Annotated in this window: 18 protein-coding genes; 10 read left to right on the top strand and 8 right to left on the bottom strand. The window is 58.1% G+C overall.

What is annotated here, in order from left to right:
* Positions 1-120 precede the first annotated feature (120 nt).
* From ACSQ36_RS40185 to ACSQ36_RS40160, 6 genes are all read left to right on the top strand, one after another.
* On the top strand, positions 121-1020 hold the full coding sequence (locus tag ACSQ36_RS40185; protein WP_436186403.1) for an MBL fold metallo-hydrolase: 900 nt from the start codon (positions 121-123) through the stop codon (positions 1018-1020).
* A 50-nt stretch (positions 1021-1070) separates the two neighbouring features.
* On the top strand, positions 1071-1598 hold the full coding sequence (locus tag ACSQ36_RS40180) for a hypothetical protein (RefSeq protein ID WP_436186402.1): 528 nt from the start codon (positions 1071-1073) through the stop codon (positions 1596-1598).
* 598 nt (positions 1599-2196) lie between these two features.
* Positions 2197-3378 carry an efflux RND transporter periplasmic adaptor subunit gene (locus ACSQ36_RS40175; protein WP_436186401.1) on the top strand — a complete coding sequence of 394 codons (1182 nt, stop codon included), beginning with the start codon at positions 2197-2199 and terminating at the stop codon, positions 3376-3378.
* A gap of 36 nt (positions 3379-3414) precedes the next feature.
* A complete protein-coding gene (locus tag ACSQ36_RS40170) occupies positions 3415-6609 on the top strand; it encodes an efflux RND transporter permease subunit (RefSeq protein WP_436186400.1) in 3195 nt (1064 codons plus the stop codon).
* 8 nt (positions 6610-6617) lie between these two features.
* Positions 6618-8153, top strand: a complete 1536-nt coding sequence (locus ACSQ36_RS40165) for an efflux transporter outer membrane subunit (RefSeq protein ID WP_436186493.1) — start codon at positions 6618-6620, stop codon at positions 8151-8153.
* Between the two features lie 302 nt (positions 8154-8455).
* Positions 8456-9370 carry a LysR family transcriptional regulator gene (locus ACSQ36_RS40160; RefSeq protein WP_436186399.1) on the top strand — a complete coding sequence of 305 codons (915 nt, stop codon included), beginning with the start codon at positions 8456-8458 and terminating at the stop codon, positions 9368-9370.
* Between the two features lie 20 nt (positions 9371-9390).
* Here ACSQ36_RS40160 and ACSQ36_RS40155 read toward each other — a convergent pair whose 3' ends face one another.
* Both ACSQ36_RS40155 and ACSQ36_RS40150 read right to left on the bottom strand, forming a co-directional pair.
* Positions 9391-10320: a haloalkane dehalogenase gene (locus ACSQ36_RS40155; RefSeq protein ID WP_436186398.1), complete on the bottom strand. Its 930-nt coding sequence runs from the start codon at positions 10318-10320 to the stop codon at positions 9391-9393.
* Positions 10321-11426: 1106 nt separating this feature from the next.
* Positions 11427-12077, bottom strand: coding sequence for a peroxiredoxin-like family protein (locus ACSQ36_RS40150; protein ID WP_436186397.1), 651 nt, complete (start codon positions 12075-12077; stop codon positions 11427-11429).
* A 108-nt stretch (positions 12078-12185) separates the two neighbouring features.
* Here ACSQ36_RS40150 and ACSQ36_RS40145 point away from each other — a divergent pair, with 108 nt between their 5' ends.
* Complete coding sequence (locus ACSQ36_RS40145) at positions 12186-13070, top strand: LysR family transcriptional regulator (protein WP_436186396.1); 885 nt, start codon at positions 12186-12188, stop codon at positions 13068-13070.
* A gap of 139 nt (positions 13071-13209) precedes the next feature.
* Here ACSQ36_RS40145 and ACSQ36_RS40140 read toward each other — a convergent pair whose 3' ends face one another.
* The 6 genes from ACSQ36_RS40140 to ACSQ36_RS40115 all read right to left on the bottom strand — a co-directional run bounded on the left by ACSQ36_RS40140 (position 13210) and on the right by ACSQ36_RS40115 (position 19803).
* A complete protein-coding gene (locus ACSQ36_RS40140; RefSeq protein WP_436186395.1) occupies positions 13210-14418 on the bottom strand; it encodes an MFS transporter in 1209 nt (402 codons plus the stop codon).
* A 53-nt stretch (positions 14419-14471) separates the two neighbouring features.
* Positions 14472-15692 (bottom strand): MFS transporter, encoded by a 1221-nt coding sequence (locus ACSQ36_RS40135; RefSeq protein ID WP_436186394.1) that lies wholly within the window; start codon positions 15690-15692, stop codon positions 14472-14474.
* A 237-nt stretch (positions 15693-15929) separates the two neighbouring features.
* The gene (locus ACSQ36_RS40130) at positions 15930-16919 is read right to left on the bottom strand and encodes a zinc-dependent alcohol dehydrogenase family protein (RefSeq protein ID WP_213767803.1); all 990 of its coding nucleotides are present in this window, start codon (positions 16917-16919) and stop codon (positions 15930-15932) included.
* Between the two features lie 41 nt (positions 16920-16960).
* Entirely contained in the window at positions 16961-18064 is a 1104-nt protein-coding gene (locus tag ACSQ36_RS40125) for an alkene reductase (protein ID WP_213767819.1), read from the bottom strand.
* Between the two features lie 441 nt (positions 18065-18505).
* Positions 18506-18919, bottom strand: a complete 414-nt coding sequence (locus tag ACSQ36_RS40120; RefSeq protein WP_436186393.1) for a metal-sulfur cluster assembly factor — start codon at positions 18917-18919, stop codon at positions 18506-18508.
* Positions 18916-19803 carry an amidohydrolase family protein gene (locus tag ACSQ36_RS40115; protein ID WP_436186392.1) on the bottom strand — a complete coding sequence of 296 codons (888 nt, stop codon included), beginning with the start codon at positions 19801-19803 and terminating at the stop codon, positions 18916-18918. Before ACSQ36_RS40115 ends, ACSQ36_RS40120 begins: the two co-directional genes overlap by 4 nt.
* Before the next feature lie 888 nt (positions 19804-20691).
* On the opposite strand from ACSQ36_RS40115, the gene ACSQ36_RS40110 reads away from it, so the two are divergent.
* The 3 genes from ACSQ36_RS40110 (at position 20692) to ACSQ36_RS40100 (ending at position 24017) form a co-directional block, all read left to right on the top strand.
* Complete coding sequence (locus ACSQ36_RS40110; protein WP_436186391.1) at positions 20692-21450, top strand: SDR family NAD(P)-dependent oxidoreductase; 759 nt, start codon at positions 20692-20694, stop codon at positions 21448-21450.
* Between the two features lie 660 nt (positions 21451-22110).
* The gene (locus ACSQ36_RS40105) at positions 22111-23118 is read left to right on the top strand and encodes a LysR family transcriptional regulator (RefSeq protein WP_436186390.1); all 1008 of its coding nucleotides are present in this window, start codon (positions 22111-22113) and stop codon (positions 23116-23118) included.
* A 77-nt stretch (positions 23119-23195) separates the two neighbouring features.
* The gene (locus ACSQ36_RS40100) at positions 23196-24017 is read left to right on the top strand and encodes an alpha/beta fold hydrolase (RefSeq protein WP_436186389.1); all 822 of its coding nucleotides are present in this window, start codon (positions 23196-23198) and stop codon (positions 24015-24017) included.
* Positions 24018-24408 lie beyond the last annotated feature (391 nt).

The following is a 24408-nucleotide window of genomic DNA, read 5'->3' as shown; positions in this document are numbered from 1 at the left end:
CTATTTCGTCCCGAGCGCGCGCTGGAGCCCAAACGGCTCGTTTTGATACCGGGCGGCCATTTCGACCCTTATCTCACCGAGTTTCCGCGAGCATCTGCTCGATCCCGATGAGAGCCGTTCGTGACCCATACATCACAAACAGTAAAGGAATTTACGATGAGTGCCGCCAATGCTACTGGCAATATTCAATGGGACTTACTCACGATTAAGCGCCCTGGCCTCCGTCGCGATCTGCCCGCCGGGAAGGAAGATCTGATGTGGGTGGCGAATTCGTCGACACTCATCTATGGAGAACGTGACGCCGTCCTGGTCGACACCTTTCTCACGTCAGAGCAATCACAGACTCTGCTGGACTGGGTGGTCGCGAGTGGTAAGAATCTCACTACCATCTACATTACGCACGGGCACGGCGACCATTTTTTTGGCCTCGCCGCTCTTCTGGAGCAATTCCCGAAGGCAAGAGCGGCTGCTACGCCCGAAGTGGTCGCGGCCATGCACGAGAACCTTTCACCGGCCTGGATCGACGATTTCTGGCGCCGGCTTTTTCCCGGCGAGATACCGGACCGCTTGCTGGTCGCCGAGCCGCTGGAAAACAATGAGCTAGAGTTGGAGGGGCACAAACTCGTCGTGTTGAATGTCGGGCGAACTGATACAGCTCACTCCACATGCTTGCACGTCCCGTCCATCGGATTGATCGTCGGCGGGGATGCTGTTTACAACGGCATTCATCCCTATCTTGGCGAGACCGATACGCAGAGCCGGCTCGAATGGATTTCCACGCTTGACAAACTTGAGGCCCTGAAACCCCGCGCGGTAATCGCTGGGCACAAAGTGCCGGGGAACGCCGATGATCCCCGCATCATCGGCGAAACGCGGCAATACCTTCGCGATTTCGATCGCCTGGACGCGTCAACGAAAACCGCGCTGCAACTCTACAACGCAATGCTCGAACTCTACCCCGATCACGTCAACCCGGGTTCGCTCTGGGGCGCGGCGAACACGGTCAAGAAGCAATCTTAGGGCTTCTTCCCATCACGAATTAAGATATTTTTTACAAAGGATTCCTGATCATGTACAAAACACTTTTTGCCGCAGCCACCGCTCTGACCTTTTCTGCCGGATCTATCGCGGCTACTCCTGCCGCCTACAAAGAGCCACTGAATGCTCAGACCCTGAACACAATCAAATCAGAGTTCGGCGGCCTCATGGAATTAGCCAACCGGCACGACTTCAAGGCTCTGCATGAGATGTTCTGGCAATCCCCCTCGGCCCTTCTCGTTGCCAAAAGCGCAATCCCCGCCGAGGGGAACTGGGCAGGCGTCTGGGGCAACGAGGCAATCGATCAGAAGCTGCACGACATCGGCAGCTCCGGCCCGGTCGTGCTTCGGCCGGATTACTCGAAGCTCAAGGTCGTCGGCCTGACGCGAGACATAGCGCAATCCTACGCCCCGGTGAATATCACGGTTTCGTATGCGGGGCAGGACGGAACGCCCAAGCCGTTTCTGATGATCATCAACTGGATAAAAATCAGGAAGGACTGGAAGGTCGCTTCTGAGATCATCCTGCCCGTACCTCCGGCGCCCGTAGCGAAGAGTTAGGCCCCCCAGATGCTTACGGCGAGTGTATCCGAACGATCTTTGCAAGCGTGATGCTCGTCACGCTTCCCATACACGCAGAGAACGGAACACTCAATTCGACGAAGCTATGCTGCTCAAAGAAAAGGGGACTCTGTGCGAATTCTGCGCGCGAGAATAGTGGCGTAATCACCGTTACATCATCGTGCTAAAAGGAGCCTTCCAAACTGCGAACGCAGTGGTGAATAAGCTGTTTTGGCGATCGATTGAGCCCCTCATGGCAAGCGGCCAAGTCAGGCCTGCTCACGCGAAAGTCGGGCGGGCAGCGGTGGTCCTGATCGACGTAGTGCAGGGATACATTAGACAAATTGTCGACCGCGTCCCGCCAGCCGGCGAGCAGCGCAGTTCTTGTCAGGTCGCATCAGGTCGTATCAGGTTCGCCCAAGGACGCGCGTTTGACGGACCAATACTCTGTTCCTGACGAAACTGCTATTGACCTCAGGTGTCGCGTGAGCGAAGGCCACGACGTCGGTTTCCCGCCCGAAGAGACGGGATAGTTGCTGCCACGAGTACACCAGATCAGAGACGCCCTCCCCGTAAGAGAAACTACTCGAGGTTTCGAATGAACACTCGGCCAAAATTTATACGAATCGGAGTCCTTATTCTGGTTGTAGCGGGCGGCCTCTGTCTATTGGGTACGGGTCATTTGAAAGGAGCGGGTCCAGCGGTGGCCGCGGAGGCTGCGGCCACCTCGCACGTTGAAGTCGATGTTGCGACGGTGGTGGCAAAGACCATCACCGACTATCAAGACTATTCAGGACGCCTTGCGGCAATAGACAAGGTCGAGATACGGCCTCTCGTTTCCGGCACCATCATCGCTGTGCACTTCCGCGACGGTGACCTCGTTAAAAAGGGCGATCCGCTCTTTACGATCGATCCCCGCCCCTACCTGGCAGCGGTCGATCAGGCCGGCGCGCAACTGGCTGCTGCGCAGGCGCATGAAGGATACACGTCGACGGACGCGGCCCGTGCTGTCCGCCTGCTTGCCGACAATGCAATTGCCAAACGCGACTACGACCTCGCGCAGAACGCCTCGCGCGAAGCCATTGCTAACGTCAAGGCCGCTCAAGCGGCCCTTGAAACTGCTCGGATCAATCTCGCCTACGCGCATATCACTGCACCGGTTACCGGCCGGGTGTCACGCGCGGAACTGACTGTCGGCAATGTCGTGTCGACCGGCGCGAATGCGCCTCTGTTGACGACACTCGTGTCTGTCTCGCCGATTTACGCAGAGTTCGACGCTGACGAACAGACCTATCTGCGTTATCTCGGACGCGACTCGAAGGAGACCGTGCCCGTTCTGCTGGGACTAGCAAACGAAACCGGTTTTTCCCGCACAGGGGTGATCTATTCGGTCGACAACCGGCTGGACACGACATCCGGCACGATCCGCGTGCGCGCACGCTTCAATAATGAAGACGGCACACTGGTTCCGGGACTCTATGCGCGCGTTCAGGTCGGCGGCGGCGTACCGCATGCCGCGGTGCTGATCGATGACGCCGCGGTTAGCACGGATCAGGACAAGAAGTTCGTCATGGTCCTCGATGCCAACGACCGCGTTCACTACCGGGAAGTTGTGCTTGGCGATCAGCACGACGGTCTGCGCGTGATACGTAAAGGACTCGTTGCGGGCGACCGAATCGTCGTCAACGGGTTGCAGCGCATTCATCCCGAAGACGTCGTCAGAGCAAAGATGGTGCCGATGAGCGGCCCCGGAACCACGACACAATCGTCGCCGGCGTAAGCCGTTTCGCAAGCAGACGCGTTTCTGGCGGATTCCATGAACCTGTCCAAGTTTTTCATCGATCGCCCGATCTTCGCCGGCGTATTGTCGATGCTGATTCTCCTCGGTGGTGTGATTTCGATATTCAAGTTGCCGATATCCGAGTATCCGGAAGTCGTGCCTCCCTCCGTCGTGGTTCGCGCACAGTATCCGGGCGCCAACCCCAAAGTGATTGCGGCGACGGTGGCTGCTCCGCTCGAAGAGCAGATCAACGGGGTCGAAAATATGCTTTACATGCAGTCGCAGGCGAACAGCGACGGCAATCTGACGCTCACGATCACGTTCAAGCTGGGAACCGATGTGAACCTGGCCCAGCAGCTAGTGGAGAATCGCGTCTCGCAGGCGCTGCCGCGGCTGCCTGAAGACGTGCAGCGGCTTGGCGTGACAACGATCAAATCGTCGCCGACCCTGACGATGGTGGTCCACCTCGTGTCGCCGAACGGTCGTTATGACATGAAGTACCTGCGCAATTATTCTGTCATCAACGTCAAGGACCGGCTCGAACGGGTGCCGGGCGTAGGCGAAGTCGTCCTGAAAGGGTCCGGTGACTACTCGATGCGCATCTGGCTCGATCCTCAAAAGGTCGCCCAGCACAATATGACGGCGACCGACGTTGTCGAGGCAATCCGGGAACAGAACGTACAGGTTTCCGCGGGATTGGTCGGATCTTCTCCGACCTTACCCGACGTTCCACTTCAGCTCAGCGTGAATGCTCAGGGTCGCCTGCAAACGGTCGAGGAATTCGAAGACATCGTCCTTAAAGCATCGCCCGACGGCGGTGTGACACATCTGCGCGATGTGGCCCGCGTCGAACTGGACGCCGCCGAGTATGCCGAGCGCTCATTGCTCGACAACAAGCAGGCTGTTGCGATGTGGATCTTTCAGCAGCCCGGCGCAAATTCCCTGCAGATTTCGGAGGCCGTACGCAAGACCATGAGCGAGCTGCGGCCCGACTTTCCGCCGGGCCTCGAAGACCATATCATCTACGACCCGACACAGTTCGTACGGGCCAGTATTCACGCCGTCATCCATACCCTTCTTGAAGCCATTGCGCTCGTCGTTCTCGTCGTCATTATTTTTCTCCAGACGTGGCGCGCGTCCGTCATTCCGCTTGTAGCGGTGCCTGTTTCCATTGTCGGTACCTTTACGCTTCTACTTGCGTTCGGTTTTTCCATCAACGCGCTTTCGCTCTTCGGGATGGTGCTCGCGATCGGCATTGTGGTCGACGATGCCATTGTCGTGGTCGAAAACGTCGAACGGAATATCGCAAGCGGGCTATCCGCCAAAGAAGCTACTTATGAAGCGATGCGAGAGGTGAGCGGCCCTATTGTTGCGATTGCGTTGACGCTGGCGGCCGTGTTCGTACCGCTTGCCTTTATGAGCGGACTGACCGGTCAGTTCTACAAACAGTTCGCGGTCACCATCGCGATCTCGACGATTATCTCGGCGTTCAACTCGCTGACGCTGTCACCGGCCTTGGCAGCCCTTTTGCTGAAAGGACATAACGAACCCAAAGACTGGCTGACGCGCGCAATGGACCGCGCATTTGGCGGCTTCTTCAAGCGCTTCAATGCGGTTTTTCAAAGGGGATCCGTGGCTTACAGTTCGGGCGTGAAAAAAGTGCTGAAACGTAAGGCACTGATGATGGGCATCTACGTTGTGCTGCTTTGCTGCGCTGTCGCGATGATACGGGTCGTTCCCGGCGGATTCGTGCCGGCGCAGGACAAAGAGTATCTGATCACATTTGCGCAACTGCCAAACGGCGCTTCGCTCGACCGGACTGAACAAGTGATTCGCAAGATGGCCGAGATCGGGCTCGCCACGCCGGGTGTTGAAGCAGCCGTGCAGCATCCGGGACTGTCCGTGAACGGATTCACCAACTCGTCCAGCGCGGGAATCATGTTTCTGACCTTGAAACCCTTCGAGGAACGAACGAGTAAAGCGCTGTCCGCACACGAGATTGCCGGCCAGCTCATCAGGAAATATAGCGCGATCAAAGGGGCGTACATCGGCGTGTTCCCTCCCCCACCTGTATTGGGACTCGGCACGCTGGGCGGCTTCAAGATGGAACTCGAGGATCGGGGTGCATTGGGCTATGCGGCACTCGACGCGGCAACGCAGGAGTTCATCAAAGTCGCCTCGACAACCCCCGAACTGGGACCGACGTTTTCCAGCTACCAGATCAACGTTCCCCAACTGAACGTCGCGCTTGACCGGGTCAAAGCAAAGCAGTTAGGAGTGGCGGTGACGGACGTGTTCCAGACTATGCAGATTTATCTCGGCTCTTTATACGTCAATGACTTCAACCGTTTCGGGCGTGTGTATCAGGTCCGCGTCCAAGCAGACGCGCCGTTCCGCGCTCACACAGCAGACATCGGTCTGCTGAAAACCAGAAACGCGAATGGTGAAATGGTTCCGCTATCGTCGCTGGTGACTGTGACGCCGACGTATGGTCCGGACATGGTGGTGCGGTACAACGGTTACACCTCGGCCGATATCAACGGCGGCCCGGCGCCCGGCTATTCGACCGACGAGGCGCAGGCAGCCGCTGAACGCATTGCGGCGCAAGTTCTGCCGCGCGGCATCAAGTTCGAATGGACCGACATGACTTATCAGCAGATTCTTGCTGGCAACTCGGCGGTGCTGGTATTCCCGATTAGCGTCCTGCTGGTGTTTCTGGTGCTGTCCGCGTTGTACGAAAGCCTGGCTCTGCCGCTCGCGGTGATTATGATCGTACCGATGAGCATCCTCTGTGCGCTCATTGGCGTCTGGCTAACGAGCGGAGACAACAACATCTTCACGCAGATCGGCCTGATGGTGCTGGTCGGGTTGTCGGCCAAGAACGCCATTCTCATTGTCGAATTCGCGCGCGAACTTGAACTTCAGGGCTTTACCGTCGTGTGCGCGGCGATTGAAGCAAGTCGCTTGCGCTTGAGGCCGATCCTCATGACGTCGTTCGCCTTCATCATGGGTGTGGTGCCTCTCATCACATCGTTCGGCGCAGGCTCCGAAATGCGGCACGCAATGGGCGTGGCGGTCTTCTTCGGCATGCTTGGCGTCACGCTATTCGGCCTGCTGCTGACGCCGGTGTTTTATGTGCTGCTGCGCATGCTTGCCGGTGGACACAACCTGATCGACAAGCACGGGCATGTGCCCCAGATGCGCGGAGTCGACGCAACAGCCGATCTGTGAGGGTTTCCATGCGTCGACTTCTTGCTGTCCGGCTGGAAGCCACCAGGCGATTACTGGCGGCCCTGCCTATTTTGACTGTAGCCGCCGGCTGCTCGCTGGCGCCGACCTACCAGCGCCCCGATCTGAACGTGCCAACGGCCTTCAAAGAAGCAACCGCTGCGTCGCCCACTGATAATGGCACGCGGGGGGCGGAGATGATGCCCGCCGAAACCGGCTCATGGAAAGTCGCGCAGCCGGCCGAGGAAGCGCCGCGGGGTGAATGGTGGAAAATCTTCAACGATCCGGCGCTCGACGATCTCGAGCAGCAGGCGGGCGACGCGAATCAGGATCTTAAGGGCGCTTCGGCGCGGGTGGAACAAGCACGCGCGCTCAATCAGACGGTGCGCTCACAGCGCTTTCCGACCGTTGGCGCAGGCTTCGGACCGACTCTAGAGCGGCAGTCCCCGGCTTCTCTCTTCTTCCCGGACGACCAGGAAGTCCCCCGTCAAACCCTCTGGCGCGCGCAGGCGACGGCGTCCTACGAGGTCGATCTGTTTGGACGGGTGTCGGATTCCGTGCAGGCGTCAAACGCGAACACGGCGCAAAGCGAAGCACTGTTCCGCTCGGTACGACTCGCGTTGCAAGCTGACGTCGCACAAAACTACTTTAATCTGCGCGAGCTGGATGCCGAGATCTCCGTTTACCGGGACACAGTCCGGCTTCGGGAGCAGACGCTCGACCTCGTGCAACTCCGGTATCAGGAGGGCGATATCAGCGAACTGGACGTGGCTCGCTCGCGATCTGAACTTTCTACGGCTCGTTCCGACGAAATGACCGTCGAGCGGTTGCGTGTGGCGGCCGAGCATAGCCTTGCCGTACTACTGGGCAAAGCGCCGTCCGCGTTTTCAATGCAGCCTAGCCCGCTTACGCCGGTCACGATCGAAGTGCCGCCGGGACTTCCGTCTTCGTTGCTTGAGCGCAGGCCTGATGTCGCCGCCGCCGAATATGCGATGCAAGCGGCGAACGCCCGCATCGGCGTTGCTAAGTCCGCGTATTTTCCCTCTCTGCTTTTAACGGGTACGGCAGGATTCGAATCTGCCACGATCGGAGACCTCTTCAACTGGTCGACCCGCGTTTTTCTGCTAGGGCCGCTAGCTGGCACGGCGCTGGCGATTCCGATCTTTGACGGTGGACGCCGCAAAGGTAACCTGGCAAATGCGCGCGCGGTCTACGAAGAGGACGTGGCCACTTATCGCCAGCAGGTACTGGTGGCATTCCGGGAAGTCGAGGATAGCCTCGCGGACCTGCGCATCCTTAAGGCCCAGACTCAAACCCAGTCAGAGGCAGTCCGGTCCTCGACCCGCGCAGCACAACTCTCACAAACTCAGTATGCCGAGGGCGCGGTCAATTATCTGGACGTCATTGATTCACAACGAACCGTCTTACAATCACAACTCGCGCAAGTTCAATTGTCCGGTACCCAGGTGGTGTCCACCGTTCATCTAATTCGCGCGTTGGGAGGCGGATGGGGTGATTCCGTCACACCTGCTACCGGACCGCAATAGGGACCGGAATAGGCGGTCCGGTCGCATTGGCCGTGCAACGTCTGCATTTCGCGGAGCGAGTCATTTTAGTGGGCGTTTATCGCCGCAACGAAGCTCCACCACCCTTTCTGAGAGAACTGCAGCTAACTGCAGTTCTCCCACACCGGCCACTCGTCGATGCTCTCCCACTCCAATTGGTTAGTTACGTCGCGTCGCGTTGACAAAGCCGTTCTGGCCGCTCCGCTGCTAATGCGACCAACACGTATAATCAAGGACCAGTGACCGCACCCGTGCGATTTCCAGGTTCGTAGACCGGAGGGTAAATGGATCGACTGCAAGCAATGGAGGTTTTCATACGTGTCGTCGATACGAATAGCTTCACGAAAGCTGCCGACACGCTGAACCTGCCGCGCGCCTCGGTCACCAATATCATTCAAAATCTGGAATCCTACCTGAAGGTTCGCTTGCTCCAGCGGACTACCCGGCGCCTGAGTCTCACCGCCGACGGAACTGCCTACTACGAGCGATGCGTCAAGGTTCTCGCGGAAATTGAGGAGATTGAAGGGTCCTTCTCCACGACCGCGATGACCCCGCGGGGGAAATTGCGAGTCGACACGTCGGGCCCGATTGGGAAGATGATTCTTGTACCCGCGCTCGACGACTTTCACGCCAAGTACCCGAATGTTCAACTCACCATCGGCCTGAGCGATCGCCGTGTAGATATGATCGAGGAGGGGGTCGACTGCACCATTCGCGTTGGCGCGCTACTCGACTCGAACATGGTGGCAAGACACCTGAATGACTTCCATTTCCTGACTGCTGCCACTCCAGGCTATTTGAAAAGATTTGGTGTGCCGATCAATCTGGAGGACCTGGATAAACACGTCGCCGTGAAATATATCTCGGCGCGTACCTCACGCCCAATGGAACTGCACTTTGTGGTGGAGGGTAAAGAGGTTGAGGTCAAAATACCCGGTGCATTCACCGTAAACGACGCTGAGGCTCACCTTGCTGTAGGTCTCAAGGGATTCGGACTATTTCAAATTGCCCGGATGCTGGCGCTGCCTTATTTGCGCACTGGGGAACTCGTTGAGGTGCTCCCGCAGTGGAAACCCGCAACTATGGAAACTTCGCTTGTCTACCCTCAAAACCGGCATCAATCTCCGGCAATGCGTGCGTTCATCAACTGGACCCTTGAGCTTTGTGCTGCGCACCCATTGCTTGCCGGTCCGGCCTGAGCGGCGGCATGCCATCAGTGTCAAGCGATCGCAACTCTTGATATCCAGCATGCAATTGCTTCGCCTATCGCGTCGGGTGAATTCTCTTGCAGGTAGTGTCCGCCGTACACCTTGACCTCTTCCTGATTTTTCCACGTCCTACAGAAATCCCTCATTTGACCGATGAGCATTGCCCCGGGCTCGGCGTTGATAAACAGCTTAGGGATAGAGGATTCCTTCATCCAGTCTGCGTACTGAGCGACGATGCTGGCTATTGCTTGTGGCCTGCCGTCAATGGGAAGCTCACGGTTAAAGGTCAGAATTGGCAGGCGGTCGTCGCCTTCCGTCAGGAACGGTCGACGATAAACCGCCATCTCCTGATTGGAAAGTGACCGCAACATTGACGCCGGAAGCACCTTCTCCACGAGCATGTTGTCGCGCAGGATAAGTGCCTCTCCCTCGAACGAACGCAAGCGCTCGAGCGGAGCGCGGATGGACACAGCGACTTCGTCCCACCGCAATTCACGAACGATCGTTTCCATGTAGGCAATTCCTCGCGTTGCACCTGGATGTCTCCTGGCCCAATCCATTGCCAGCACGCCACCCCAATCCTGCCCCACCATAATCAGATCGTTCGCTATGCCGAGTTCATCGAGAAATCCATCAAGAAAGCGGCGATGCTGCGAAAACGTATACCTGCGCGGGTCGGCGTCAAGCAGCTTTTCCGAATCGCCCATACCTATCAGATCGGGTGCGATGCAACGGGCTTGCGTTGAAACGTGTGGAATAACATTCCTCCAGATATATGAGGAGGTCGGATTGCCATGGAGAAAGAGAATCGGCGTACCTTCACCTTCATCAACGTATGCCATCCGCTTGCCCAGAACGTTCCGGTAGAGCTTCCGGTTTTCAGTATCCGAAATCATCAGTTCACCCGTAGTCAATCGTTTGTCACGGTACTTTTCGAACAAGGCAGGACCGGTTCAATCTTTAACGCGAGGCTCGTTGCACTACCCGCCCGATTACCCAAAGAGTTGATCCGGATCGGTCGTCGTCGTTGCGTCCTCACGCATGAGGTGCGCAAAGTAAAACGCTAACCGATAAACGCTGCCAAAGCGTGTTGGTCGCCCATAAACATGGGTTGCATGATGAGACTGCAACACGAGAGACAGTATGGTTAGTGCGAAACATGGACTACGAACGTGCACGCAGCCCCTTCGCTGCACCGGATCCGACGGTCGTTTTCGCTACGCCACCTACATCGTCCGTACTGCTGCGCGCGGCGCCGCGTTCCGCAGCAACCGTAAGCGCGCTTTGGCCTCGTTGTGACGCAGGCGCACCCGAATCTAGATGATAAAACGGCGCAGGGCCATAGCCACTTGCAAATGCAGGCAACGCGGCAGACGCCGCGGCTAAAACCAGTACTTTAAAAAGGGAGCTCGTCTTCATGATATCCACCGTAAGTTTCGACTGTTAAAGGTAGAGCGCGTATAGCTTTGAGCCATCTGCCGCCTTGAAACCATTCTATGCATCTGTGCCCTCCGGATAATTTGCCATTTCAAGACTGCAATATTCGAGGAGGCCCAACAATCCTGAGATCATGGAAGATGGTGAAGATGGCTAATCCGTGATGGTGCGCACCCGTCCGGCCAGTCGAAGCGGGCCTTCCGGTGTCCGAAGGTCCACGGAAATTTTGTCTGTGTGCCGGCCTGCCTCGCGAATCTCGGCGACAACCGCATCCGCTTCGCTTTGTCCGCAGTGGTAATGAACTAGAACGTTGGCACCTGCTTTTGCGAGTGCAAGTCCCGAAGGAAAACATCGCTCTTACCCCTGATGCAACTCGATTGATCCTGGTCAGTTTTGAGGACGAACCGGTGTCACGCTTATAGATTGAATACACTGATTAAAGCGCGTTACTCCAGCTTCGTTCGATACTTCAAGCCGCCGTCTAAATTGAAAGCGCCACGGCGGCGTGTGGTCGGGCTACGGCTAAATCTGCGCACTGCGCTCCTTCCATCAGGTCTGCATGTGGCGTATGCGCCAGGTACGATCGACACAAAGGGTGCGCGCGACAACGTCAATGCGAGATCGCAAAGCTACGACGACGCACTGCATATCTGGTCTGTAGCGCTTTCAACGCTGTGAGGATCGACCCACAACCACAGTGGTTCCGGTAGTCCACGTCGATAAATGCAAGGACGACGACACCGTCACGATCGAGCAGATAGGTGGCGGGCAGCGGAACCAGCCAATCGCGAGTCTTCCTTGCCGATGGGGGCGTGTAACCCAACTGCTCGTATCGAGGCCTAAGGCTGGCCGGTAGCTCGAATGCGAGCCCATATGCGCGCGCAACCTTCATGTCGACGTCCCGCAATTCGGGCATCGGAAAGACTGCATTGCGCGAGGCGATCTTGCAGGGTGGTGCGATGGCAACGACGCTCGCACCCAACGCGACAACCTCCTGATAACCGGACGCAAGTTCGGTCGCGTTTTCTTCCCCAAAAGAACACCACGCCCCCCTTTGAAACTGCAGCAAGACTGGGCCGGCGCGAAGCAGGTCTTCAAGAGCAACCGGCTGCCCGCTGGCGTCGGCAAGAGTGAACAGTGGCGCCCGTGCGCCGGCGCGCAATGCTCGCGACGCCGCTTTCGCCGAGGCGGCAATAGTCAACTCGGCGTCCCGATCAGCCGGGAAAATGGCAGTGCCTTGCTGGATCCGCGGTGTTGGCATGAAAACCTCTAAAGGCGAGCAATACCCTCGTTCACCAAAATGTAACCATTTCCGTATGCGTGCAGAAGGTGCAGAATCGGATAACACTTATTCCAGAGGAGAATCCAGATGGACCGATTGGCAGCAATCGAGATCTTTATCCGTGTTGTAGACACCGGCTCGTTTTCTGCCGCTGCCCGCCACTATGACCTCGGTCAACCGGCTGTATCGAAAGCGATTGCGCAGCTCGAAGAGTGGCTAGGAGTCAAGCTGCTCTTGCGGTCGACCCGCGCACTCACGCCAACGGAGGCGGGCACCAGCTTTTACCAGCGCGCACGGCGCGCAATCGAAGAAACCGACGAGGCCGTGCTGGCCGCGCGCGGCGCGGCCTCGGGCCTGTCTGGCAAGCTGCGTGTGTCGGCTGCGGTCTGCTTCGCGCGACTGCATATCGTGCCTCAGCTGTCAGAGTTTCTTGAGCAGCACCCGGACCTCGATCTTGAAATGGTCCTGGACGATCGAAACATCGATCTCGTCGACGAAGGCATCGACTTGGCGTTGCGCATGGGGGAATTGGCGGACTCCAACATGACCGCACGCAGAATCGGTGAAGCGCGTCGCCGTGTCATCGGCACGCCGGAATACTTCGAGCGATACGGATTCCCAAAGGCTCCGGCCGATCTCCTCGGACACCGGGCTGTTATCTATACACGAGACGGCGGCGGCGAGGACTGGACGTTCCGCAAGGAAACGGCTGAGGTGTCGGTAAAGCTACAAGGCCGAGTGAAAATCTCCGCGACAGAGGGCGTACGCGCTGCGGTGATCGCGGGCATGGGCATCACGATCGCATCCGAGTGGGCCTTCACGCCAGAGTTGAAATCGGGCGTCGTGATCTCGGTGATGGACGATTGGATCCTGCCGACGATAAGCCTGTCGGCGGTTTACCCGACCGGACGCCTGGCCAGTACGAAGGCGAGGCAATTTGCGTCTTTCGCGGAAGCTTGTCTCGCTGATTAGCTTCGGAGGAATAGCTCTCGTGCGAAAACATTAAATCTTATTCCAAGTACCGGTATGAATTTCGCGTCATTCAGGTCTCGCCTACAATCGGCACCCCACCCCACTCGCCGAACCGAACGACTAAGGCTGGAGCTCGGGGCTAAAGGACACATGTCGACGCAGTCCGCACGGCCGCCTTGCCCGGTCGCCGGGCCCGTCCGTCCAGCCGTCCGCTGAGGGTCGTGAGCGCCAAAGCGGCGAGGACGACAAGTGCCGCGATCCACGGCGTGTGCATGAGGCCAAGGTGGGTCACGATTTGCCCTCCAGCCGAGGATCCTCCGGCTACGCCGAGGTTAAACGCCGCGATATTCATACCGGATGCTACCCCGACGGAATGGGGCGCAAACCGCTCCGCCTGCTTCACGACATAGACCTGCAACGCCGGGACATTGCCGAATGCGACGGCGCCCCACGCGAGCACGGTAAGCAGAACGAGCGCCTTGCTGGAAGCAGTAACCTCCAGCAGGAGCAGCACGACCGCGAGCACACCGAATATTACTTTGAGGGCAGGTATGGGTCCATGCGTATCAGCGAACTTGCCTCCCCAAAAATTCCCGACAGCTACTGATACGCCATAGACGAGTAACACCACGCCAACGACTGTTGGAGTGAATCCCGATATCTGCTCGAGAATAGGCGCGACATAGGTAAAGGCGATGAGTGAGCCGCCATAGCCCACTGCGGTCATCGCAAAGACAAGCAGCAAGCGCGGCTGCGCAAAAAGCTCAGCCTGTCTGCGGATCGATGCGGGCACCGTGTGGGCAATGTTCTTCGGAACGAAGACGAGCGCACCCGTCATTGCAATGAGCCCGAAAGCGGCGACGACCAGAAACGTGGCGCGCCAGCCAAAGTGTTGACCCACAATCGTGCCGAGAGGAACACCTGTTACAAAAGCCACCGTCAACCCACTGAACATCGTGGCGATTGCGCTCGCGGATTTCTCTTTGGGCACGAGGCTAGTCGCGATAACCGAGCCTACTGAGAAAAATGCCCCGTGAGCGAGTCCGCTCAAAACGCGAGCCACGATTAATGTGTCATACCCTGGAGCTCGCCATGCAAGAAGGTTTGCGGCGGTAAAAAGCGCCATCAATGCGACCAGCAGTACCTTGCGCGGAACCCGCCCTGTGAGGGCCGTGAGAACTGGCGCACCCACTGCTACGCCGAGCGCATAAAAGCTCACCAGAAGCCCTGCGGACGGCAGGTTGACGTTCAGGTTCGAAGCGATTGTGGGTATCAGGCCCACGATCACGAATTCAGTTGTACCAATTGCGAATGCGCCTATGGTTAGCGCGAGAAGAGCCAACGGCATGATCTAACTCCTGACTGACGAAATGTTCTCTGCTCCGTACAGCGGCTTGGCACCTAGACGGAAAAGCGGCTACCGGGTTTAAAGGCGTGTGCGCACGATCGCCACGCCACAACCAGCCCCGCCAGGGCCAACGCGAGCAGCACCCATGCCATCACGCTGACCCCGGCTGTATCGAGGAGGATGCCGCCGATCAGCCCCCCGCCTGCGATCGCTCCGTTCCACACGGTCACGATCATGGATTGAGCTGTGTCGGCCCCGTCACCCGCCGCGTCGGCAGACGCCGTTTGCAACAACGTTGCAGCACCGCCGAACGTGAGGCCCCACAGCGCGACCGCAAGGTAAATGACACCCGCCACTGTTCCATCTACGCCGAGGCTCGCCGACGCTAACGCGAAGACGCCGAGACTAAGCAAAACGAGAGCTCGGAGCCACCTGTCAATCAAGGCGCCGGTGAGCCAGATACCAAGCAATGCAGACACCCCAAAGTCCAGTAGCACGAAGTCAACATGGTTCGTCAGGTTGGCTGGCACAAGAAATGGGGCGATGTAGGTATAGAGCATATTGTGGGCGAGCATCCAGGCGAGAATCACGAATAAGACCGGCCGCACGCCCGGCATGAGAAAGACGTCTTTAACGCCGCGTTGTTTGTCCTTTGCCTGCCCGGGAAGATCCGGTGCTTTCCACAACACCCATATCACGAGCACGACTGTCAGCGCCGACATGAACCCAAACGCAGCGCGCCAACCGACGAGGTCACCGAGCCACGTGCCTGCAGGCACCCCAAGCGCAAGCGCGATGGGAGTGCCGACCAGTGCGACGGCCATCGCTCGGCCCTGAAGATGCGCAGCGACCATCTGGCGGGCATATCCGGGAATCAAACCCCAGGTCAGTCCGGCAGCAACGCCTGCCATGAATCGGGCGGCCAGTGTCACCGGATACGATGCAGAAAGCGCTGTTACGGTGTTGAAGACAAAAAACCCCGCAATTGCCAACAGCAGCACTCGACGGCGCGGCCAGCCGCGCGTGGCTGCGGTCAAAGGAATCGCGGCGGCGACGGACCCGAGCGCATAGAGGGTCACCAGTTGCCCCGTCCAACTTTCCGGCACGCCCAGACCATGACTTATTTCAGGAAGCAAGCCGGCCGGCAGCGTTTCGGTGAGAATCGCAATGAACCCTGTCATAGCGAGCGCAAGAAGCCCCGCTAACGGCAAGCGGTTCGATAGGGATTGCGCCGTTTGCCTTCCCTGCCGATCAACGGACAATTTCGTGGACATGACGTGTGACTCTCAATAGGACCGGCAAGTCCCGTGCGACAACGCACGATATATCCGGTCAGTACTACAAAATACGTGGACGATTAGTGGAAACAAGAACTAAAGCCCCGTGCGCCGCGGAGCGCTTTTACTCCGGACGGAATATATCGAGACCGCGGCGCCCGTTGCGAAGTAGATGCATCGCCGGGAGCGGGCGAGAAACACCTCATATCCCGGCTCGTGGCGCCGCGTTGCCGCTTAAACCGTTACTACGATCTTGCCAAACTGGCCGTTGGTCTCAAGATACCGGTGGACCTCGACCATCTCATCGAACTTGAAGCTACGATCGATTATTGGCTTGAGCGCGCCGCTCTCAAGGCCCTTGAGGATGAATTCCACTCCAGCCTTGCGCCGTGTTTCGTTACCGGTCGTCAGCCAGACATTGTGCGCCTTGATGGTTGGCATCTTGGCGATCATTGCCAGTACCGGAATGGGTGTGTCGCCCTCGGCAAGCGCGCCGTAGATGTAGACCGTACCCTGAAAGGCCAGCGCGGAAATCAGTTTAGGGAAGTTAGGGCCGCCGACCGGATCGAAAGCGACGCGAGCGCCTTTGCCGTCGGTGATGCGCAAGACCTCCGCAACCATATCGACTTCGTCGGTGGCAATCACGTGCGTAGCACCGGCTTCAAGCAACTGCTTGCGCTTGGCTGACGTTCGTGTCAGCGCAATGGAAGCCGCGCCGGCGTAGTTGGCGATCTGGATCGCGGCGAGCCCGACGCTGCTGGAGGCGGCGGGTACGATGACAAAGTCGCCCTTGCCTACCTTGGCGTCCTCGATGAGCGCGCCGTAGGCCGTCAGGAACATCATCCAGACCGACGCGGCTTCGGCAAACGACAGCGATTTCGGGTGCTTCACCACGGCGTAGTCCGGCATGGTAATGACCTCGCCATACGTGAAATACTGGTTAAAGGAAAACGAGGGGATCACGTCCACCTCGTCGCCCACCGCGATGCCAGTTACGTTCGCGCCGATCGCATCAACGACGCCCGCAGCCTCATACCCCAGACCCGCCGGAAACTTGACGGGCTCGATATAGTCATCGAGGCGCCACATCGACTCGGCACGATTGATACCAATTGCCTTTACGTTAATGCGAACCTCGTTCGGGCCGGGAGCCGGCACCTGCGTCTCGATGAACTCAAGAACTTCCGGGCCACCAGCTTTTGCGAACTTGATAGTACGTGACATGTAAGCCTCCTGAACTGGGTGAATAAGAAAACGACGTCGACTTAAGCCGTCGCGGCAGCTTCGTAAGTGGGGAAATCCGTGTAGTGCTTCTCGTCGCCGCCCCAAAACCCGGCGCGCACATAGGGAGTGAGGGGCAGCTTGTGCTTGACGCGGTAAGGCAGGTCGGGGTTCGAGGTGAAGTGACGTCCGAAGGCCACAAGGTCTGCGTCACCGGAAGCAACGATGGCTTCCGCGCTGGCGCCGTCGAATCCGCCAGCGGCGATAATCGGACCAGTGAAATGCGGACGCAGATACTTCACCGCGACCGGCGCATGGCCTTCGTGCAGCGTCTCGTCGCCCTTGATGCGCGGTTCGATCACGTGCAGATAAGCGATCTTGTAGTCGTTGAGTACCTTTGCCACATAGCTGAAGGTGGCTTCGGGATTGCTGTCGGAAATACCCCCCCATTCACCGGACGGGGAAATCCGAACGCCGACCCGGTCGGCGCCCCACACCGAAATCAGCGCCTCGACGGCCTCACGCAGGAACCGCACGCGGTTTTCGATCGGGCCGCCGTAGGCATCCGCGCGCTTGTTGGTGCCGTCCTGGATGAACTGGTCGACGAGGTAACCATTGGCGCCGTGCAGTTCGACGCCGTCGAAACCGGCGTCGAGCGCTCGTTGAGCAGCGACACGAAACTCTTCGATGATGCCGGGGATCTCTTCGATGTCGAGCGCACGGTGCGGCGACGCCGGCACGAAACCATCCTTCGTCAGCGCAACACCTTCGAATGGCACCACCGACGGCGCGACTGGATCGACGCCACCCGTCATTTCAACGTGGCTTTGACGCCCGCCGTGAATCAACTGCATGAAAACGCGGCCGCCTTTCGCGTGAACGGCATTGGCAATGGCTTTCCATCCTTCGACCTGTCCGTCGTGATAGAAGCTTGCCGCACCCAGGTAGGACCGGGCAACGATCGAGATGCTGACACCTTCGATGATTTCGAGGCCGCCCTCCGAAGCCCGCTGGCCGTAGAAGTCGGCCATCATCGGACTCGGAATGTCACCGGGCTGAATCGTACGCAGGCGCGTCATCGGCGCCAGAACAACCCGATGGGAGAGCGTATAAGCGCCTACCTTCTTCGGCGTGAACAAGTGAGCCATGATCATCTTTCCTATGGTAGCTAGTGAGGACTGAGACGTTCGACGAGGTGCCGATTCGTTGAGGTGGACTTTAGCCATTCCGCTGTAGGTCGAGAAGGCCCGAAATCGGATATGAGTCATTCCAAACGGGGATGAGTGATAGCGTCCGGTGTGAAACATCGGAAAATCTGGATCCGGGAAGGCGTGCGGAATACTTCGTAACCCATTCCGCGGAACAGATACGCCTCGTGCTACCGGAGCCTGCTCAAGTGGCGTGAACTTAATGTACAGCGCCGCTTTGGGTCGGTCCTTGGTACAAGCTGATGCGACCTGGAGTGCCTCTCCGGAGAATTTTTTCAAGCTCATGCTTGTTTCCAGGTTAATTCAATAGCGGCAGTGGCAGCGACATTGATGAAAGTCATCGTTGCGTGGCCATGCGATCAGCTGAGTCGCGACAGAAACTCAAGCTGATTTCGCAACCTTCAGTACTCCCACAGGATTGAGCACCTGATAGCGAGCGGTATCCCTTTCGCCTGCCCTGCGCCGTACCGACTCCCGTTGCTCCGCAAGCTTTCGTTGAGCAACGGAAGTCATATTGTCGGGTTGCCAGTTCCCGCCATGGTCGAACGTGCACTTGACGCCCACGACACCGGGAACGTCGCCAAGCACGCGCTCGATCTCCATCTCGAAGTAAGGTAGCGCGTGGCACAGCGGCGAAGTCATACGAAGTGCGACCGTCACCACCCCCGACAGGACTTCGACACGCTCGATCATCCCCATTTCAACAATCGACAAGGGGACTCTGGTGGCGGCGCTGCATGGGTCAATGACGCCATGCAGCCGAGAAATCACGCCCTCTTGGGAAATGGCTGTCATGCTGCGAGCCCCTTTGCAAGAGTCGTTTCATACGGTTTCGCTTTGCCCTTGGACCGAGCGATGGAAAACTCGTCACCCTCCATGTTTCGGGCCAGTACTTTTGCATCGAGCCCATGCATCCGCAGATAGTTGAGCCCGAGAATCTTTCTCTTGATCTCCTCAGTAATCTCCGGCAAACCTTCCCGCTCCCGCATCTCGTCTGAAAACTTAAATCGCTCCCAAAACCACTGTAGCGGCGGTTCTCCGTGAATAACACTGGCACCCGACGCCCACATGATCCGTTCGAGAGCCCCATCTCCGGCGTGGGTAATAAGGCCTGCAATGACTCGTTCGAACGCGCCCGGTTTTGCCACCGCAAGGTTTGCTGTAGTCTCAAGGTTGACCCAGACGTTCGGGAATCGTGCAAGTTGAAATGCCGTCTCCTCGATGAACGCGAAGCCACCGTGGACGACCTCAAACTGCAAATCTGGAAATGCGTCAGCGGCCGCATCTATGTCGTCCATCCGATAGTGATCCATCGGCACGGGCCCGAGAGGCAAGGCCTTATGGATGGCGACGGCCTTAAGCCCAAGGTCGAGGGCGCGCTGGAAAACCGGGAACGCGATTTCCGGGTCATCCATGTGCCATCCGATAACACCATCCGCCTTATAGCTGTTCGGATAAAGCTTGAGCCCAACCGGTTTCAGCTCTTCAACTTGTTGCTCGAGCGAGTCGAGCGCCTGCTCTGGAAATACGGGGTCTACGCCAGCGTAGACCTGAAAGCGGCCCGGCCACCTCTCACGGGCTTCACGGGCTTTCGCAATGCTGCAACCACCATCCTTGAATGCGTTGATCGGGGTCACGTGATGGCATGCGAAGTCGTAATCGCTTTCGACAAACAGCATGTTTGCCGTTTCCTCGAGTGTCCAGTCTCGCGTGTAATGCTCATACGGGATCCGATATCCAGATGGAGACAGTCCATGATGGGCGCCATAAAAGGCGTCCACGACGGCCTTCGAATATCGACCGGCGGCATGGTTCTCCGCAGAGAGGTTGTAGCTGTGGGCCGATGCATCGACAACGAATACGTCCCTGATCATGATCTCTTACCTCGTTATCAGCCATCGCTGGAAAAGCCTCGCGCGGATCGCCTCGCTTTAATCTCACGATCGCAAGTAACCGGCTTCGGGTGCTCATTGTGTCGGGGTCGAAGCCGCCTTAAACCGTCGGTTCAACGCCCGGTTCTCACCCCGGGCGCTAAGGGTGAATCCTGACCAAGGTGATGTCCATTTTCCTGGTTGAAGGCTGCGGCCACGTCGCGACTGGGCACCGGCCCGTTGGTCGGGAATTTATCCATTGGCTATACCTTCGAGAAGACTCAAAACCGGATATCCGTCATTCCAAACTGGGATGAATGATCTGCCTGATGCAAAGCTGCCTGATGCAATACAGGGACCCAAGTCGCCACTTCGAGGGCAGCGACTTCAATGTACAAGCCGGGAAAGGCGTTGTCCTTTGGCAGATCTGATGCGACCTGATACGTTCTGATGAGGCCTGCCAGTCTTTGCTGCGTAGCATTGCCTGTGTCGAGACGCCAAAAAGGACGCGTTGGGGCTGATTTCAATCCTTAAGATCAGTCAATCTCCATGCAACGGACGCCATGCTTCGAAGGTATGGCTTTAGGCCTATAAAGCATTAGCCAGGAAAGTTGTGCGCTGCTAGTGTCGGTCCCGCGCGGTTCGGGCCTGCTCCGTTCTGCCCCGGCGCGCACCTAAGCTTTCAGGAGCGTCGTGATGGAAATGTTCAATCTTTCGGGACGTGTCGCGGTAGTCACGGGCGCGAGCAAGGGCATGGGTTTCGCGATTGCGCGGGCCTTCGGTGCCGCCGGTGCCTCGGTGATAATTTCGGCACGTACCTCGGCTGCAGCAGCAGAAGCTGCAGCGTTATTGCAGTCGGAGGGGATCGAAGTACGAGGATTAATTCTTGACGTCTGCCACACTCAAAGTGTGGCCGAGTTTTCGGTACAAGCGCTGGCAGCATTCGGACGCGTTGATGTACTGGTGCTCAATGCAGCCGCCAACACGCCGAACGGTGCGCTGTTGTCCCAGGACCCCGAAGACTTGGGCAAGGTCATGCGGGACAACGTACAGGCGAATCTGGCCATCGTGAATGCCCTCGTGCCGCCAATGGTCAAGCGTAAGCAGGGTTCGTTGATCTTCATGTCGAGCCGCGCAGCAAAACGGGGTTCGCTGAACCTGGGCCTTTACGCAATGGCGAAAGCCGCCATCGATCAATACGTCCGTAACCTCGCGCTCGAACTCGGCCCGTCCAATATCAACGTCAACTCGATCAACCCCGGCCCGGTCCGAACGGACTTCTCGAGAGTTCTCTGGGAAGATCCGAATCGTGAGGCGGCTATCGTCGCAATGACGCCGATGCGACGCATCGCCGAACCCTCCGATGTAGCGGGACTCGCATTGCTGCTGGCATCGCCCGCCGGACACTTCATTCACGGGCAGAATATCAGCGTGGACGGGGGCATGACCGCTTGACCTGTGCATTGGAGCACCATCGCTATACGGCCTCCGACCAATCGTGAAGCCAACCTTCACAGCAGCCAACCGGCGCTTAATGTGCCCGGCGGTACCTCTTCCTGTTCCCATCCCCACAGGTCGAAGCACCCGGCTTCGATCATGCGCCGGAATCAGCTCACGGCTTCGCTCTCGTCAAAAGGAAAATTTGACGAGAGCATTATCTCTGGTGACGCCAATCCTTGAGCCAGCGGCGAAAATAGGAAGAAACTTTCGGGCCGATGCTTTGGATATTGCGGCCGCCTGTTCGCCAGGTGTGAACAGCTTGTCGGATGGGGATATCCGCGGCACCACAAAGATGCGACGCCATGGTATGCCCCATAGCCCAGGCCTGTGCCAGCGGCCCACTCGGGAGTCCTGAATTGCTACGGCGAAGAGGCTCTGGCAGGCGTACGTGGAGCAATTTGTGTCGCCTGACCATTTGTCTGTAGCGCAAACCTACAAAAGCCACCGCAGGTCGCCTCAGTTTCTATCAGGTCTGGAACAGGACCGCAACGCCGCGAAGAGGTAGTCTGACATTGGCCGCTCGATCTGACTTCCGGCGAGGCAAGCCTGAGCAACCGGCGCCGTCCTGGTACCCAGTGCAGCGGGATTCCAATGCAATAACCGAGGAGAGGGAAAATGGACCGACTCCATGCCATGAAGGTTTTCACAAGAGTCGTGGAGACGAACAGCTTCACGCGTGCCGCCGATGCCCTGGAGCTACCGCGCGCGTCCGTCTCCGTGACCATCCAGCGACTCGAAAATCATTTGAACGTTCTGTTACTGCAACGCACCACTCGTCGAGTCGCCCTCACGCCGCATGGTGCCGGATACTATCAGCGTTGCCTCCGAATATTGGCCGACGTCGAAGAAACCGAAGGATCCTTTAAAGACATTAGCCTCGCAGCGAGCGGCCGGCTTCGCGTCGATATACCCGGCGCCCTGGGGCACGTCATGGTCTTGCCTAAAATCCGCGAGTTTTACGCGTGCTATCCCGACATCGAGCTGATGCTCGGTTTCGGCGAGAGGAACGTCGATCTGATCCAGGAAGGGGTTGACTGCGCCATCCGTGTCGGCACCTTAAAAGATTCGGATCTCGTTGCGAAACGCGTCGGTCTATATCAGGTGATAACAGTCGCAAGTCCCGCATATCTTGAGCTCTACGGCACGCCGACGACAATCGAGAAGCTCGACCACCACATTGCGACAAATCGCTTTTCGAGCCGTACCGGCAAGATCGCGAGCCTGACGTTCTCCGTCGGAGGCGAGCCGGTTGAAGTACGGATGAAAGGACATCTGGCAGTCAACGACGCAGAGGCCCATTTGAAGAGCGCTCTCGACGGCGTCGGCATCATCCAGCTTGGGCGCTTTACGGCAGACCCCTATTTGCAATCTGGCGGACTGATCGAGATTCTGCCCAGGTCGAAGCCCTTTCCGGTGCCAATTTTCGCCGTCTATCCACAGAGCCGCCATATATCATTTGCCGTTCGGGCGTTCATTGACTGGGTTACGAAAATTTTCAGCGAACACGCTCTGCGATCCGATACGGAAAAGAGCGAGACGCAACGGCCATCAGTTCAAGCCGACCATGCGGCTTCCAAGCCGCTCCACCTCAAGACGGCAAATGCGGCAGAGGAAACTGTCTGATGTTTTAACGTCACGCAAAACCCAGTACCCCAACCTTTTCTGCGACGCTCCCAAGCGCTCCTCATCGATCGGGCAACATGAGTCATCTAACAATGAAAGACGGCACCCAACTCTTTTACAAGGACTGGGGCAACGGGCCGCCGATCGTGCTCTCTCACTGCTGGCCGCTTGACGCCGACGCCTGGGATGCGCAAATGCTGTTTCTGCTGCATAAAGGCTATCGTGTCATCGCGCATGATCGTCGCGGACACGGCCGCTCAAGCCAGCCGTGGAACGGCCACGAGATGGACACGTATGCAGACGATCTCGCGACGCTCATTGGCGCGCTGGACCTCAGCGACGCCACACTGATCGGCCACTCGGCGGGTGGCGGCGAAGTCACGCGCTATGTGGGCCGGCACGGCACCGAGCGCGTGTCCAAGGTGATCCTCATCAGCGCAGTGCCACCTCTCATGCTGAAGACGCCAACCAACCCCGGTGGCCTCCCAATTGAGGTATTCAACGATCTCCGGCAGAAGACCGCGACGCAGAGGACGCAGCTCTTCAGGGATCTCGCCGTGCCGTTCTATGGCTATAACCGCCCGGGTGCGCAGCCGGTTCAGGGCGTTATCGATTCCTTCTGGGCGGCTGGCATGATGGGCTCGATCCAGGCCGAGTATGAGTGCATCAAGGCCTTCTCCGAAACCGACTTCACCGACGACCTGAACAAGTTCAACGTGCCGACCCTTTTCATCCATGGCAGCGACGATCAAGTCGTACCTATCGGCAACTCCACCCTGCTCGCTGCACAGCTCACACGCAACTCAACCGTCAAAATCTATCCCGGTGCGCCTCACGGGCTGTGCTCGACCCTCCCGCATGAGGTCAACGCCGACATCTTTGCATTCCTCGCGGACTGAATGCCTCCAGAACGCCAGCGACTTGTGTTGAGGGCTTGGAGAGTTGCAACAGGACACCGCTACCGCAGCGGTTCCCCACTTTCGACCGCAGTACGGCACACGCTGGAGTTGCCGGAAAGGCACGACCGCTCGCAGATCAGAAACCGCATCCTGCCTGCGTCAAACCTTCCGCGCGCGTCGAATTGATCGTGCAGGGAACGCCCGCATGGCGCGGCTGGATAAGCCGAATGCACGGCTCGTTATGCCATAACAATCTGCGAGATTACGGGCGCGGATTCCGGCATTCACGAGAAAACGCATGTTGCTGCACGCCGTGCCGACCTGAGATACGGCAGGTTTCCCTCACAACGCGGCTGCACCGTTCATATTCATCGTTTATCGTTTCATCGGC

The sequence above is a fragment of the Caballeronia sp. LjRoot34 genome (assembly GCF_964253815.1).
Classification (GTDB): Bacteria; Pseudomonadota; Gammaproteobacteria; order Burkholderiales; family Burkholderiaceae; genus Caballeronia.
Note: the sequence above shows the minus strand (reverse complement) of the source record. Positions and strands in the feature narration are given on the sequence as shown.